Annotated in this window: 14 protein-coding genes; all 14 read left to right on the top strand. The window is 44.4% G+C overall.

From position 1 onward, the window contains the following. Positions 1 to 56: 56 nt before the first annotated feature. The 14 genes from VC28_RS15880 to cysC all read left to right on the top strand — a co-directional run bounded on the left by VC28_RS15880 (position 57) and on the right by cysC (position 13,780). The gene (locus VC28_RS15880; RefSeq protein WP_082191571.1) at positions 57 to 2,336 is read left to right on the top strand and encodes a type II secretion system protein D; all 2,280 of its coding nucleotides are present in this window, start codon (positions 57 to 59) and stop codon (positions 2,334 to 2,336) included. A gap of 200 nt (positions 2,337 to 2,536) precedes the next feature. Then, entirely contained in the window at positions 2,537 to 3,928 is a 1,392-nt protein-coding gene (locus tag VC28_RS15885) for a hypothetical protein (protein WP_049631508.1), read from the top strand. 105 nt (positions 3,929 to 4,033) lie between these two features. Next, positions 4,034 to 4,306: a DUF4160 domain-containing protein gene (locus VC28_RS15890; RefSeq protein ID WP_197085548.1), complete on the top strand. Its 273-nt coding sequence runs from the start codon at positions 4,034 to 4,036 to the stop codon at positions 4,304 to 4,306. Then, positions 4,303 to 4,542: a DUF2442 domain-containing protein gene (locus VC28_RS15895; RefSeq protein ID WP_049631509.1), complete on the top strand. Its 240-nt coding sequence runs from the start codon at positions 4,303 to 4,305 to the stop codon at positions 4,540 to 4,542. Before VC28_RS15890 ends, VC28_RS15895 begins: the two co-directional genes overlap by 4 nt. Before the next feature lie 149 nt (positions 4,543 to 4,691). Next, positions 4,692 to 5,690 carry a glycosyltransferase family protein gene (locus VC28_RS15900; RefSeq protein WP_049631510.1) on the top strand — a complete coding sequence of 333 codons (999 nt, stop codon included), beginning with the start codon at positions 4,692 to 4,694 and terminating at the stop codon, positions 5,688 to 5,690. 21 nt (positions 5,691 to 5,711) lie between these two features. Then, positions 5,712 to 6,560, top strand: coding sequence for a sulfotransferase family protein (locus VC28_RS15905; RefSeq protein ID WP_049631511.1), 849 nt, complete (start codon positions 5,712 to 5,714; stop codon positions 6,558 to 6,560). After that, the gene (locus VC28_RS15910) at positions 6,557 to 7,327 is read left to right on the top strand and encodes a sulfotransferase family protein (RefSeq protein ID WP_049631512.1); all 771 of its coding nucleotides are present in this window, start codon (positions 6,557 to 6,559) and stop codon (positions 7,325 to 7,327) included. Before VC28_RS15905 ends, VC28_RS15910 begins: the two co-directional genes overlap by 4 nt. Positions 7,328 to 7,347: 20 nt before the next feature. After that, entirely contained in the window at positions 7,348 to 8,253 is a 906-nt protein-coding gene (rfbA, locus tag VC28_RS15915; RefSeq protein ID WP_049631513.1) for a glucose-1-phosphate thymidylyltransferase RfbA, read from the top strand. Further along, entirely contained in the window at positions 8,253 to 8,801 is a 549-nt protein-coding gene (gene rfbC / locus VC28_RS15920) for a dTDP-4-dehydrorhamnose 3,5-epimerase (protein WP_049631514.1), read from the top strand. Before rfbA ends, rfbC begins: the two co-directional genes overlap by 1 nt. Further along, entirely contained in the window at positions 8,798 to 9,694 is an 897-nt protein-coding gene (gene rfbD, locus VC28_RS15925) for a dTDP-4-dehydrorhamnose reductase (RefSeq protein WP_231591792.1), read from the top strand. The genes rfbC and rfbD overlap by 4 nt, the downstream gene beginning before the upstream one ends. Positions 9,695 to 9,733: 39 nt before the next feature. Further along, on the top strand, positions 9,734 to 10,801 hold the full coding sequence (gene rfbB, locus VC28_RS15930) for a dTDP-glucose 4,6-dehydratase (RefSeq protein WP_049631515.1): 1,068 nt from the start codon (positions 9,734 to 9,736) through the stop codon (positions 10,799 to 10,801). An 8-nt stretch (positions 10,802 to 10,809) separates the two neighbouring features. Then, a complete protein-coding gene (locus tag VC28_RS15935) occupies positions 10,810 to 11,601 on the top strand; it encodes an ABC transporter permease (RefSeq protein ID WP_049631516.1) in 792 nt (263 codons plus the stop codon). 9 nt (positions 11,602 to 11,610) lie between these two features. Then, positions 11,611 to 12,852: an ABC transporter ATP-binding protein gene (locus VC28_RS19340; RefSeq protein WP_082191572.1), complete on the top strand. Its 1,242-nt coding sequence runs from the start codon at positions 11,611 to 11,613 to the stop codon at positions 12,850 to 12,852. Positions 12,853 to 13,162: 310 nt separating this feature from the next. Further along, positions 13,163 to 13,780, top strand: a complete 618-nt coding sequence (cysC, locus tag VC28_RS15945; RefSeq protein ID WP_369799059.1) for an adenylyl-sulfate kinase — start codon at positions 13,163 to 13,165, stop codon at positions 13,778 to 13,780. Positions 13,781 to 13,785: the final 5 nt, after the last annotated feature.

Below are 13,785 nucleotides of genomic sequence, written 5' to 3' on the forward strand. Positions count from 1 at the left end.
GGGAGATCCATAGGCCTTAAACCCAAAAAGCTGGACTCCCGCGAGCGGGAGTGACGATGGCGCGTACACAAAACCTTGCGCACCGTCACTTAGTTAATCAAACTACCCGCCCAATTAGCGTCACTCTATGTCAGCCGGGAATTCCATACATGTTCAGCGTAAAAGCCAGTTCTGTTGTTAATACCAGTATAAAAACACTTGCCTCTATCAGCGTACTTATGGCGCTGACCAGTTGCAGTAGTGTCTGGCATAAACCCACCCAAACAGAGCGCGGGCAGGAATTAATACGTCTGGAGCCAGTGCGTGAACCCAAAGAATTCTCATCATCAGCAAGCCAGCCCCAGACGCAACAGCAACAAGTACCCCAGACCAAAATCAAATCCGGCCCATCGGTAACTATCGGCAGTACAGTGGCCGATGCCCAAGCGCAGGAGCTAGCGCTAGATCTCAAAGGCTCGCCCATCGCCGGCAATTATCACAATATGCCGTTACCAGTGTTCATTAATGAAGTCTTTGGTGAGCAACTGGGTTTGTCGTTTACCCTGGATCCACAAATCGAGAAACAAGAAGATCTCGTCACCCTGCGTTTAATAGAGGCAGTTCCTCCAGCGGAATTATTCCGTATAGCCCTGCGTACCTTGAATACCTACGGTGTTGCCGTGTCGCAACAAGGCGATGTACTCAATTTTGCGATAGATAAAAACATCACTGCCGGTGAGACACCTTTATTAGTCAGTGGCCGCGCCCTTCCGGAAGTGCCTCAATCCCACCGCCCTGTGTTTATGTTTGTGCCTTTAAAAGCAGTCACTAACTCCCGGGTTGCCGGGTGGGTTCGAGATGCCCTGACGGGAAAAGATATTCAGGTTAATGAAGACGCAATGCGCAATGCGGTGTTGTTAAAAGGTAAACCAGATCTGGTTAATCAAGCCTTATCAATTATCGAGGTGCTGGATCAGCCCATGATGCGCGGTAAATTTTCGGCCAGTATCGAACCCGCTTTTGTGAAAGTGGATGCGCTCAGCAGAAACCTTAAAGAGGTTTTGAATGCTGAGGGTTACGATGCCCAAATCAAATCCCAAATTGGTTCTATTATCCTGATTCCGCTGGAGGGAACCAACCAGCTGATCGTATTTGCCGCCTCCCAGCAAATCATTAACCATGTGCGCGAATGGGTGGATGTATTGGATCGCCGCCAACAAATGAGTATCGATCAAGGCATTTTCACTTACGAGGTGCGTAATACAGAGGCCTCCCATATTGTTGATCTACTTAATAGTTTCGAAGGTGGCTCATCTGGCTCCACCAGCCGTAGCGGTGGATTGGATTCGGCCTCTAGCGGTTCGGCAGTGTCCGATGTCACCACTACCTCAACCTCTATGGGGCAGGGTTCAGGTGCTCAGTCCGCAACTGCCAGAGTAAATGGCGGCAGCTTTGTGGTGGATACCAACCGCAACACCATTATTTTCAAAGGCAGTGGTCAGGCATGGTTAGACATGCTGCCTGTAATCCAGACTTTGGACAAAGCGGCACCATCTGTATTGATCGAAGTGTTGCTGGCAGAAGTTACCCTGAATGACAAAGAACAAACCGGTTTTGAGTTTGTCGCCAAAGGCTCGCAAAGGGTAGGCGGAAAACTCTACAGCACCACCTTTGGTACTCTGGGTGGTTTGGGGGTTGGCTCCGCAGGGCTAAGTGCAACTTTAGATAACGCAGGGGAAACCCGTGCATTGTTAAACCTGTTCTATGAAAACAAGCGTGCAGAAATCCGCTCTCGCCCGCGCTTGATGGTCAAGAGCGGCCAACAAGCCACTATAGATGTAGGCACAGAGATTCCAACGCTAGGCTCATCCAGCGGTGTTACTACCGGCGGCTTGGTCGTTCCGCCAAGTATTACCAACCGCAAAACCGGTGTACGTTTGACGGTAGCACCTATTGTCCATGCCTCTGGTCATGTAGATATAGAGATCGATCAAGAGCTGAGTGAAGCGCAACCCAACGAGAGTAGTGGTATCGATTCCCCCAGTATTTTTAATCGTAAAATCCAAACCACCGTCACCCTGCAAGACGGCGGTTCAATCTTACTCGGTGGTTTAATTTCCAGCTCTAACTCATTGGGAAATGTAGGGGTTCCATGGTTTGGAAAATTGCCTATAATTGGCAAACTTCTGAGCGCAGACAATAACTCATCAGCGCGAACAGAGCTGATGGTGATGATCATTCCTTACGTCATCGACAGTCCTGCAGAGGGGCAAGCGGTTACTAAAAGCATCCAGCAGTCTTTTCAAAACCCCGAAGTTTGGGGTGAATCTGGTTCAGAAGCTGTTCAGAATGATTAAGCTCTAATCAAAACCGGCGTGATTTAAATCCAAAACCACGCAAAAGGGTTGGCTTTTAATAACTTAGGCTTGATCTATAGGTTTGAAGCGGTATATTCTTGGGCGGTCTTTAAATCGTGGGATTGCTCTTGCAGACCCAAGGACCCAAGACCAATCAAATCAACGTTGATTATAAATTCATGAAATAGGAGTTAAACCATATGGTTTCCAAGAAAATTTTAGGAGTAGCTATCGCTGCTGCTATGTCAGCTCCAGCATTCGCTGTTATCGACATGACCGGTGGTACTGGTGGTGCTGGTGCAGGTGCTGTTGTGTATGCAAAAGAAGCTATCACTACCGGTCAAGTTACTGATGGTATGGTTCAATTGACCGCTGCTGGTACTGAGTTGAACACCGTTGCTGACCTCGGATTCGGTGTATCTGCTGGTTCTCATGCTTTTGTTCGTTTCAACTTGACCAACGCTAAATTCAAGACTGCCGTTGTTGCAGCTGATTTGACTTTGCCAGGTCAAACAGTAACTACTAACTACATCGTTACTGTTGCTCAAGGTGGTGCTGTTGGCGACAACTATGTAATTTTTGACGTTACTGCTGTTACTGCTCAGACTCAAACTCAAGATGTTCAACTGGCTCTGGCTGGTCTGCAAGTAAGCCCAACTGCTGCTACCACTATCAGCTACGCTCACTACAGCACTTCTCCAAACGCTGTAGGTCAAACTGGTGCTCTGGCAACTGACAGCTATGCGGGTATCAGTGTTGCCGAAGTGTTGGTTCCAACCGTAGTTGCAACTGACCGTGTTGCTGACGTTACCACTACACCAGCATTTACTGCATTCGTGAACCCTGCTTCAGCGACAGCTCAACTGGGTACTGTTGAGTTCAAGTTGACCGCAGGATCATTGACTGCTGTTGGTGCGCCAGTGACTGCTTTGAACCAAGTTATCAATGTTGCTGACGGTCAGTCTTCTATGACTGTTGCTGGTGACCTGAGCTTCACTACTGACGCGAACGCTGCTGCTACAGCTGGCAACCTGACTTTCGGTGGTTCTGCTTCTGATACCGCAGCTACCAACGTTCCATCTGGAAAGCACAGCCGTTTCACCACTGCGGCTCTTGCTGTTAACACCGCATACGCAATTGCTGTGACTGCTAAGTCTGCAATCAACGCTGGTGCATACTCTCTGAGCACCAACTTGGTAGGTATTGCTAACGCTGCATACGGTCCAACCAATAAAACTGCTTCATTGGGTACAATTACTCGTAGCGGTACTACTGTACAAGTTCCATACGTAACCACCTTTGGTGATTACAACCAACGTTTGGTTCTGGTTAACCGTAGCAACTTGGATGCACCTTACTCCATTACTTTCACTCCAGAAGCTGGTGTAACTGCAACTGCTAAAGCTGTTGCAAGTGGTACTTTGGCTAAAGGCAAAACCTTGATTCTGAAGGCTACTGATGTAGTTGAAATCACCGGTGGTTCACGTACTGCTGCTACTATCGTAGTAACTGCACCAAACACTACCATTGATGCTGCTACTACTTCAGTAAACTTGTCTGACAAGTCTACTGACACTGTAAAACTGAACTAATAACTCAGTAATACAAGCAGTAAAAATAAGGGCGCTTCGGCGCCCTTATTTTTTGGGTGCAATTTGGGTAAGCTTTATGCGTATTTTTTAAAAGGAGTTTTTAACATGCCAACGATTTCGATGTTTTATGGGATTCTTATAAGGATGTTTTTTCGCGATATTGAACGCCACAACTTGCCACATATTCATGCGGACTATCAGGGGTATGTTGCTGTGTACTCCATTTATGACGGAAAGTTGCTTGCTGGCCAGCTTCCATCGAATAAACATAAGCTTGTTGTTGCGTGGATTGAAATACATAAAGATGATTTACTCGCCGACTGGGAATTGGCGGTAAATGGTAAAAAACCGTTTCCAATCAAAGGGCTGGATCAATGAAAATTGCCGAGTTAAGCGTCAAGCCTAACTGGATTCTGTCTATAGTCACAGAAGATGGTCGTACGGGTGAATTCGATGTAAGCCCATATCTTCAATACGAAGTATTTGAACCACTTAAAGATCCCGCAGAATTCGCCAACATATTTAATGGCAAATACTTCGTAGAGTGGGAGTGCGGTGCTGATCTTTCCGCCGATACTATCGAAAGCGGATTAAGTAAAAAAACGGGCAATTAATTCTAAGGCGTATAAGCGAAAGCTTCGGATAAGTAGGGAATCGTCATCCCCGCGTGCGGGGATCCATAGGTTTTAAGGTCAAAGGCTAGGCTCTCGCGAACGGCAGTGACGATTAGGTGTTTAAGCGAGAATGTCAGTAGTGTGTTTAAATGGCGCATCAAAATCTGCATGGAAAAACCATGTTCTCGCATGTCGCCAACAATTCGCCAGTACCTAAATCGATTATCTTCTATCGCGATTTCCAGGAATACACCGGCGGCCATCAAAAAGTGGCTGATTACTTTCAGCACTTACGATCTTCCTCCGAATTCATACCGCAAATCTGTTTTTCCAAGAGCTCCTTGTGGAATTCGAGTAATCCCTGGTTTCCTGATTATCAACAGCAAATCGAATATATTCCGGGTAATTACGATTACGCTTTTCTTGCGGGTATGGATTGGCAAATGTATTTGTCAGCGCCGCGTGTACATAATCAGCCGGTTATAAACCTCATTCAGCATGTGCGTCATGCTGATCCTGCGCAGCCAATGCATCAATATCTCAGTCAAAAAGCGGTTCGCATATGTGTATCGCGCGAAGTGGAATTAGCGATTAACAATACAGGGCGAGTAAACGGGCCGGTATTTACCATCGATAATGGAATTGCTCTGCCTTCGCTTTCTGGAGTTGAAAAGCGGCACCAGATATTTGTTTTCGGGCCGAAAAATCCGGTGCTGGCGCGAGAGTTGGTCGCTGAATTGGAGGTGGCGGGAATTAAAACGCATCTTGTGGATCATTGGCTGCCGCGTGAACATCTATTGGAGAAGTTGGCAGCAAGTCAGATTGCTATTTTATTGCCCAATCTGACGGAAGGGTTCTATTTGCCTGCATTAGAGGCCATGCATTTTGCCGAGCTAACCATAGTGCCCGACTGTGTAGGCAATCGCAGTTTTTGCCATGATCGCCAAAATTGCTTCTTTCCCGAGTACAATACCCCCGCTTTGGTGGCTGCAGTTAACGATGCATTGCAACTGTTAAAGCAGCCAGAACAATTGAACATTTTTAAACGGAATTGTGCGAGCACTCTGGCTTATCATTCGCTTGAGCGTGAACGCAACGAATTTCTGGGTCTGATGCGACAGCTGGATTCCATTTGGAGCTCCTTGTAACGCTAATCAACGGATTAAGCTTTGATTTCAAATACCATTTTACTAACGGGTTTGCCTCGTGCAGGTACTACGTTAAGTTGCCATATTCTTAACAGCTGCCCGAATACTCTAGCGCTGCATGAGCCATTGCGACCGGTAGATTTTAATCCCTCAGCAGGTATTCATGATGCTTTGGAATATATTGCACAGTTTGCAGCATCAACGCGTGAGCAAGTGCTAAATGAAGGGAAGGCACTAAGCCAGCAAAAAGATGGTGCGGTGCCTGAAAACCCTGTGGCTGCAAATGCGATACAAAATGGCTTGCGCCCTATGGATGTGAGTCTGGATTTTATTGACGTAAGTGCGCGCAATCTAAATCCGCAATTTAATTTAATCATCAAGCACAATGCGCTTTTTACGGCGCTCTTGCCAGAATTGGCTGCAGCATTTCCGGTGTTTGCGGTTGTGCGTAATCCCTTGGCGGTGCTGGCCAGTTGGAATTTGGTCGATTTACCAATCAACAAAGGCCATATTCCTGCAGCAGAGCAATTTGATAATGCATTAAAAAATCAATTGGCAAACACAGCAGATGTATTGGATCGCCAATTAATTATTCTTGAATGGTTTTGTGAGCGATATTGCCGTTATTTATCTGGGCGCTGGTTGCGCTATGAAGAATTTGTATCAACGCCTTTATCACTGATAAATACATTGGAGTTACCTGCGCCTGAAGAGCATCCCCCTATCCGCAACAGCAAAAATAGCGGTTACGATGTGATGCTGATGGAAAAACTCTATGCTCGTTTAAATACTAAAGGCAATGCAGTCTGGCAAATATATTCGCGCGATCAAGTAGATGCATTGATGGATTCAATCAGGCGCAGCGCATGAAAACCCTGGATTTTATGATCGTAGGCGTGCAAAAAGGCGGTACAACTGCGCTCAGTTTTTTTCTTGATCAGCATCCACAACTTGCGATGGCAAGTGGGAAAGAGGTGCATTTATTTGATGCGCCTGACTATTCATCGCAATGGAGTTGCGAGCAAATCAATCAGCGATATGCATCGCATTTTGATAATGTTTCAACGGATGTATTGTGGGGCGAGGCAACTCCCATTTATTGTTATTGGCCCGAAATCGCCGCAGAGCTGCAGCGTTATAATCCAGCCTTAAAACTGATTATCATTTTACGCGATCCGGTAGAGCGAGCTATTTCACAATATGCGATGGAAAAATCGCGCGGCGATGAAACATTGCCATTGTGGTTGGCATTGTTGTTGGAGCCATATCGGTTATGGCGCGATCCGAGTCGTAAACAAGGTGGAGCGCGTCGCTGTCACTCTTACGTGAGCCGAGGAAACTATAGCCAGCAATTAAATAATCTATGTCACTATTTTTCGAGCGATCAAATCCTTGTTATAGAAAATAATGAGCTAAATAGCCGACATAAAGAAACATTGGAAAAAGTGGAGCGCTTTTTAGGGGTAAGTGCAGAACAGTTACCGGAAACAGCGAACATTTTTAGTGGCAACTACGATCGCAACCATTATCGGATAGTACGTTGGTTACTGAAGTGTTATTACCGATTCAGTAATCGGCAATTGAAAAAGCAATTACTGAAAATGGGGTGCAACCCCGATTGGAAGTGGCTGAGCTAAAAAGATTGGGAAGATAATTCATGCAGCAAAAAAACATCGCAACCAGCAAACGCAAAGGCATAGTGCTCGCAGGTGGATCAGGTACACGGTTGTATCCCATCACCAAGGCAATCAGTAAGCAAATTGTCCCTATTTACGATAAGCCTATGATTTACTATCCGCTGACAACATTAATGTTGGCGGGCATTCGTGATATTTTAATTATTTCTACCCCGCGCGATTTACCAACTTACCGTGAGCTGTTAGGTAACGGTAATGAATGGGGGCTAACTATCACTTACGCTGAACAGCCATCGCCCGATGGCCTCGCGCAGGCATTTATTATTGGTGAGGAATTTATTGGCGATGATAATTGTGCATTAGTGTTGGGCGACAATATTTATTACGCGCACGATTTTTCCCAAGTGTTACAGCATGCGAATAACCGCCAAACTGGCGCAACTATTTTTGGTTATCACGTAGATGATGCGCGCGCATATGGCGTAGTGGAATTCGCTGACGATGGCACTGTGTTGTCGATTGAAGAAAAACCGCAAAAACCAAAATCAAAATACGCAGTAACAGGCTTATATTTTTACGATAACCGTGTCATTGATATCGCCAAATCCATCAAGCCATCGGCACGTGGCGAGCTGGAAATTACCGATGTCAATAAGGCTTATTTATCGATGGGTGAATTAACCGTTGAGTTACTAGGGCGCGGAGCTGCCTGGTTGGATACTGGAACTCACGATAACTTACTGGCAGCGAGTCAATTCATCCAAACAATAGAAAAACGTCAGGGATTAAAAGTTGCTTGCCCGGAAGAAATTGCATTTCGCATGGGTTATATCGATAAAGAACAGTTAATTAATCTTGCCAAACCATTATTAAAAAGTGGCTATGGCGAGTACCTTATGAATATTCTTGAAGACCGGGTGTTTTAATGGAAGTTATTTCTACCGCAATTCCAGATTTGTTGTTATTCAAACCCAAAGTGTTTGGCGATGAACGCGGATTTTTTTTGGAAAGCTTCCGTGAAAGCTGGTTTAGTGAGCGGGGCATAAGCGTGAACTTTGTGCAGGACAATCACAGCTCATCAAGCAAAGGTGTATTGCGTGGTTTGCATTATCAAATAAAAAATCCGCAGGGGAAATTGGTTCGTGTTACGGCGGGTGAAGTTTACGATGTTGCGGTTGATTTACGCAAAAGCTCCCCTACTTTTGGCCAATCGGTCGGTGTTTATCTCTCTGCGGAAAATAAAAATATTTTCTGGATTCCACCAGGCTTTGCGCATGGTTTTTTAGTGCTAAGCGAGCATGCTGAATTTAATTATAAATGCACAGAGTATTACGCACCGGAACATGATCGATCATTGTTATGGAATGATCCCGTTTTAAATATTAAATGGCCTTTAGGTGATATAACGCAACCAGTTTTATCTGCAAAAGACCAGCTTGCACTTCCACTATCACAAGCCGAGGTTTTTCCGTGAGTAGTCAGCAATCCAATATTAAAGTGCTGATAACGGGTGCAACTGGTCAGCTGGGTTTTGCATTGCAGCAAACACTACCTGCTTTATTAAAAGGGCTGCCCGTAGATGCGCATGCATTGACTCGCCAAGAATTAGATCTTGCTAATGTTGATAATATTTCAACCGTGTTGAGCCATTATAAGCCTGATATTGTAATCAATACTGCTGCCTATACTGCAGTGGATAAAGCGGAATCAGAGCCTGAACTGGCACAGTTAATTAATCATCATGCAGTTGATGCAATTGCCCGTTGGTGCGCACAGCAACAAAAAACCTTGGTACAAGTATCTACCGATTTTGTCTTTAATGGAAAATCCTCCACACCTTATTTGCCAGAAAATGAGTGTGGTCCGTTAGGTGTATACGGAAAGACAAAGCGGGCAGGTGAGTTGGCTGCGTTAGCGACAAATCCTGATACCTATGTGGTTCGCACTGGTTGGGTTTACTGTGAGCAGGGTGCTAATTTCGTCAAAACGATGCTGCGCTTGGGCGCTGAGCGAAAAACTTTGGGTATTGTGAGTGATCAGGTAGGCACACCAACTTATGCTATTCATCTGGCGCAAATGATTTGGACATTACTGGATAAACAGCCTGCGCAAAAAATATTTCACTTCTCCGATGCGGGAGTTGCTAGTTGGTATGATTTTGCCTGCGCAATTTTTGCTTTTGCAGAACAAAAAAAATTGCTGTCCAATTCTCCAGATGTGAAACCTATTCGTACTAGCGATTATCCAACACCAGCGACTCGCCCTGTTTATTCTGTATTGGATAAGTTCCAGACATGGGAATTGTTAGATATTCAGCCTGTGCATTGGCAAGATGCACTATGCGTAATGATGGAAAAAATTAAATAACCATTTTGGTGTTCAGGCTAAATAGTAAAGAGTAATTCAATGAAAAATATTTTAATCACCGGCGGTGCGGGTTTTATTGGCAGCAACTTTTGCCATTATTGGGCACATAAATACCCGCAAGATAAGCTGATCGTTTTGGATTTGCTCACCTATGCCGGGCATCGTGAAAACATCCAGTCTTTAGAAAATGCGCAATCATTTATATTTGTACAGGGTGATATTGGTGATCAAGTATTAGTTGAATCACTATTTGAATTACATCAGATCAACACTGTCATCCATTTTGCTGCCGAATCTCATGTGGATCGCTCTATTCATGGGCCGGATGCATTTATTCAAACCAATATAATGGGGACACACAGTTTGCTGAAAGCTGCAAAGAAATTTTGGTTGGATGCCGGCGTTTCTGATCATCATTTTCATCATGTCTCCACCGATGAAGTTTACGGATCTCTTGAAGCTGATTCACCAGCATTCACAGAGAGCACACCTTTTTCGCCTAACTCTCCGTATTCTGCATCCAAGGCTGCATCCGATCACTTGGTGCGCGCATACCACCATACTTACGGTTTAAAAGTTACCACCAGTAATTGCTCGAATAATTACGGTCCATACCAGGATAATGAAAAATTAATTCCACTCGTGATCCATAATATTTTGCAGGGTAAAGCACTGCCTATTTATGGTGACGGAAAAAATATCCGCGATTGGTTGTATGTGGAAGATCATTGCCGCGCGATTGATTTGATACTGCATAAAGGCAAAATCGGCGAAGTTTATAACGTAGGTGGTGAAAATGAATGGCGCAATATTGATATCGTCAATTTGATTTGCGAAAAAGTAGATAAAGCCCTTTCAGAAACCCCCCAGCTTATCGCTATGTTTCCTGATGCGCCCTATGCCAAAGGTGGACAAGCAAAAAGTTTGATTACTTTTGTTAAAGATCGCCCAGGGCATGATCGCCGTTATGCGATTGACCCAAGTAAATGCCACGCTCAGTTGGGTTATCACCCAGTGGAAAGTTTTGAAACGGGCATTATCAAAACCATTGATTGGATGCTGCATAACCAAAATAATCGCCGCCAAAATAGTAACACGGCTAAATGAGCTAACGAATGTTCACTCACGCATGGAAATATAAAACCCTGATTTGGCAGTTGCTGCGTCGCGATGTGCACTCACGCTATCGTGGCTCTGTGTTGGGGTTGTTGTGGTCTTTGGCAACGCCACTATTGATGTTGGCGATTTACACGTTTGTGTTTCAGTTTGTATTTAAATCCCGCTGGACAGATGCCAGTGGTGAAACCACATTGAATTTTGCCATTATTTTATTTCTTGGCTTAAGCATTCATGCCATGCTGGCGGAAATTCTCACTAAATCGCCACAATTGATTACGGGCAATCCTAACTTTGTTAAGAAAATAGTATTCCCTCTCGAAACCCTTTCCTGGGTAACACTATTGGGTGCGTTATTTACGTTTTTGATCAGCTTTTGTTTATTGCTAATATTTATTTTTATTGAGTTGCATTCCATTCCACTTACTGCACTGTTGTTGCCAATTATTTTATTACCTTATTTTTTATTGCTGCTGGGTATTTCCTGGGGATTATCGGCACTGGGGGTATATCTAAGGGATATCCAACAAATAACAGGCACCCTTTCTACCTTGCTGTTATTTTTAAGTCCTATCTTTTATTCGGTACAAATACTGCCTGAAAATTTACAATCACTGATTTTTTTAAATCCATTATCGTTTGTAGTTGAGTCGGCAAGAGCAGTACTCATCTATGGAAATTTACCGGATTTTGAAGGCTTGGCTATTTATACTGCGGTTGCACTAATTATTGCTGTGAGTGGCTATGTATTTTTTAGCAAAGTCCGCCCCGGCTTTGCAGACGTTTTGTAGGTTTGGAAAATGATACGAGTCAGCAATCTATCCAAAACCTATTTAATCTGGCGCACGCCCTTTAGCCGGCTCTTTGTGCCATTAGTCGTCCGTTTGTTACGTCCTTTTTTCCCCCAATACTGCCATGCACTTTTTAGTCGGGAATGCCAATCTATCCGTGCATTGGAGTCTGTAGATTTTTGTATTGAGGAAGGCAATAGTCTGGGCATTATTGGGCTTAATGGCAGTGGTAAAAGTACATTGCTGCAAATTATTGCGGGGACTCTGCAGCCCACGAGTGGCAGTGTTGAGGTAAAAGGGCGTGTCGCTGCCTTGCTTGAATTGGGGAGTGGCTTTGATCCTGAATTTAGCGGGCGCGAAAATATTTATATCAATGCATCTATTCTTGGGTTAACTCGCGCAGAAATTGATGCGCGCTACGATGCGATAGTCGCGTTTGCAGATATTGGCGATTTTATTGATCGTCCGGTAAAAACCTACAGCTCTGGCATGATGGTACGTTTGGCATTTGCCGTGCAGGTGCATGTTGACCCGGATGTACTGATAGTAGATGAAGCCCTGTCGGTTGGTGATGCCCGTTTTCAGGCAAAAGCATTGAATAAAATTGAAGAGATTTTAAAGCGCGGAACCACACTGCTGTTTGTGGGACATGATTTAAGCGCTGTGCGTTCCTTTTGTAATCAAGCCATTTTGCTTGATAAAGGGCAGGTGATTAAATCAGGGTTGCCCGATGATGTTATTGCGGATTATCTCTTTTTAGTACAAAAAGACCGCATTGCTGAATTGAGTAATGGGCTTGATGTTGCGCGCAATGAAAAAGGTTTTGCTGTGCATGGTTTTGATGTGGTACAGGCAAGATTCAGGGAGATGGGGCAGCATGCAACGTTGGCATTTAATCAAAGTTTAATTCTTGATGTTGATATCGTAATGACGATCGATGTTGCTTCACCAGAATTGATAGTCGATATTATTGATAATCGCGGTATGCAATTGACAGGCAAGCGAATTACGATTCCCCGGTTTAATGGCGAAAAGCGTGTTTCTATTAATATGGCCTGTGGTTTTCAAAAAGGTATTTATCGTGTGCGCTTGCGGTTGGTCAATGCCCCGAGTATTGAACAAACACTTCTTATGAGCCGCTATGATGATTTATTGTCAATCGAAATGATTGAAGATGTGCGCGATAGGTTCACAGGGTTATTTCCTATTCCAATGACTATTGATTGGTCTTCTGCGGATAGAGTTGATTAAGGAACAATGTATGACGCTCACTGCAAACCAGTATCAAGCAAAAATTGAATGGCGCGCTGCTCGCTCTTTAGTGGCAGGCCGTAGCTATATTTTGGATTGTGACGATCAGAAAAATCCTGTCACTATCACGGCAATAAAATATCGCCTTCATCCGGAAAGTGGCGAACATCTTTCAACAAAAAACTTGAATACTGGCGAGGCAGGTGTTGTTGTCATCAGTACAGTCAAAGAATTAAATGTTACTCCTAATACAGGGAATGCATTGGAAATTTATGATGCTGATACACACACCCTGGTAGCGATAGTAGAAATTCAATTCGCATTGCGTCGCTCAACCAATATTCGTTGGCAGCAACTCAGCATCGATAAGGCTGCTCGTGCACAACAGAAAAAACAAGTGCCTGTTTGTATATGGTTTACGGGGCTTTCAGGCTCTGGCAAATCTACCATTGCCAATTTGTTGGAAAAACGCTTATACGATTCAGGTAAGCATACTTATTTGTTGGATGGCGATAACGTACGCCATGGATTAAACCGTGATTTGGGTTTTACCGAAGCAGATCGCGTAGAAAATATTCGTCGCATTGCAGAAGTGGCAAAGTTAATGGTAGATGCGGGGTTGATCGTAATTGCCTCTTTTATTTCCCCTTTTCAGGCTGAACGCCAAATGGCGCGCGAGCTCTTTTCCAAAGATGAATTTATCGAAATTTTTATAGATACGCCCTTGGCTGAATGTGAAAAGCGCGATGTAAAAGGTTTGTATGCGAAGGCACGGCGTGGTGAATTGAAGAATTTTACGGGTATCGACAGCGCTTACGAGCGCCCCGAGCATCCTGAATTAACGCTTGATACCTGTTTGCTATCTGCTGAAGAGTGCGTAGAAAAAATTATCCAGCATTTTTCGGCGCTACAACTTGTAAATAAATAGTTAAC

Origin of the sequence: Cellvibrio sp. pealriver (genome assembly GCF_001183545.1) — a bacterium.
In the GTDB taxonomy this organism is placed as follows: domain Bacteria; phylum Pseudomonadota; class Gammaproteobacteria; order Pseudomonadales; family Cellvibrionaceae; genus Cellvibrio.

Coding starts and splice junctions, on each gene's coding strand:
- VC28_RS15880 (WP_082191571.1), top strand. CDS start 57: ATGGCGCGTACACAAAACCTTGCGCACCGTCACTTAGTTAATCAAACT.
- rfbB (WP_049631515.1), top strand. CDS start 9,734: ATGAAAAATATTTTAATCACCGGCGGTGCGGGTTTTATTGGCAGCAAC.
- VC28_RS19340 (WP_082191572.1), top strand. CDS start 11,611: ATGATACGAGTCAGCAATCTATCCAAAACCTATTTAATCTGGCGCACG.
- VC28_RS15900 (WP_049631510.1), top strand. CDS start 4,692: ATGGCGCATCAAAATCTGCATGGAAAAACCATGTTCTCGCATGTCGCC.
- rfbA (WP_049631513.1), top strand. CDS start 7,348: ATGCAGCAAAAAAACATCGCAACCAGCAAACGCAAAGGCATAGTGCTC.
- VC28_RS15885 (WP_049631508.1), top strand. CDS start 2,537: ATGGTTTCCAAGAAAATTTTAGGAGTAGCTATCGCTGCTGCTATGTCA.
- VC28_RS15895 (WP_049631509.1), top strand. CDS start 4,303: ATGAAAATTGCCGAGTTAAGCGTCAAGCCTAACTGGATTCTGTCTATA.
- rfbC (WP_049631514.1), top strand. CDS start 8,253: ATGGAAGTTATTTCTACCGCAATTCCAGATTTGTTGTTATTCAAACCC.
- VC28_RS15935 (WP_049631516.1), top strand. CDS start 10,810: ATGTTCACTCACGCATGGAAATATAAAACCCTGATTTGGCAGTTGCTG.
- VC28_RS15890 (WP_197085548.1), top strand. CDS start 4,034: ATGCCAACGATTTCGATGTTTTATGGGATTCTTATAAGGATGTTTTTT.
- VC28_RS15910 (WP_049631512.1), top strand. CDS start 6,557: ATGAAAACCCTGGATTTTATGATCGTAGGCGTGCAAAAAGGCGGTACA.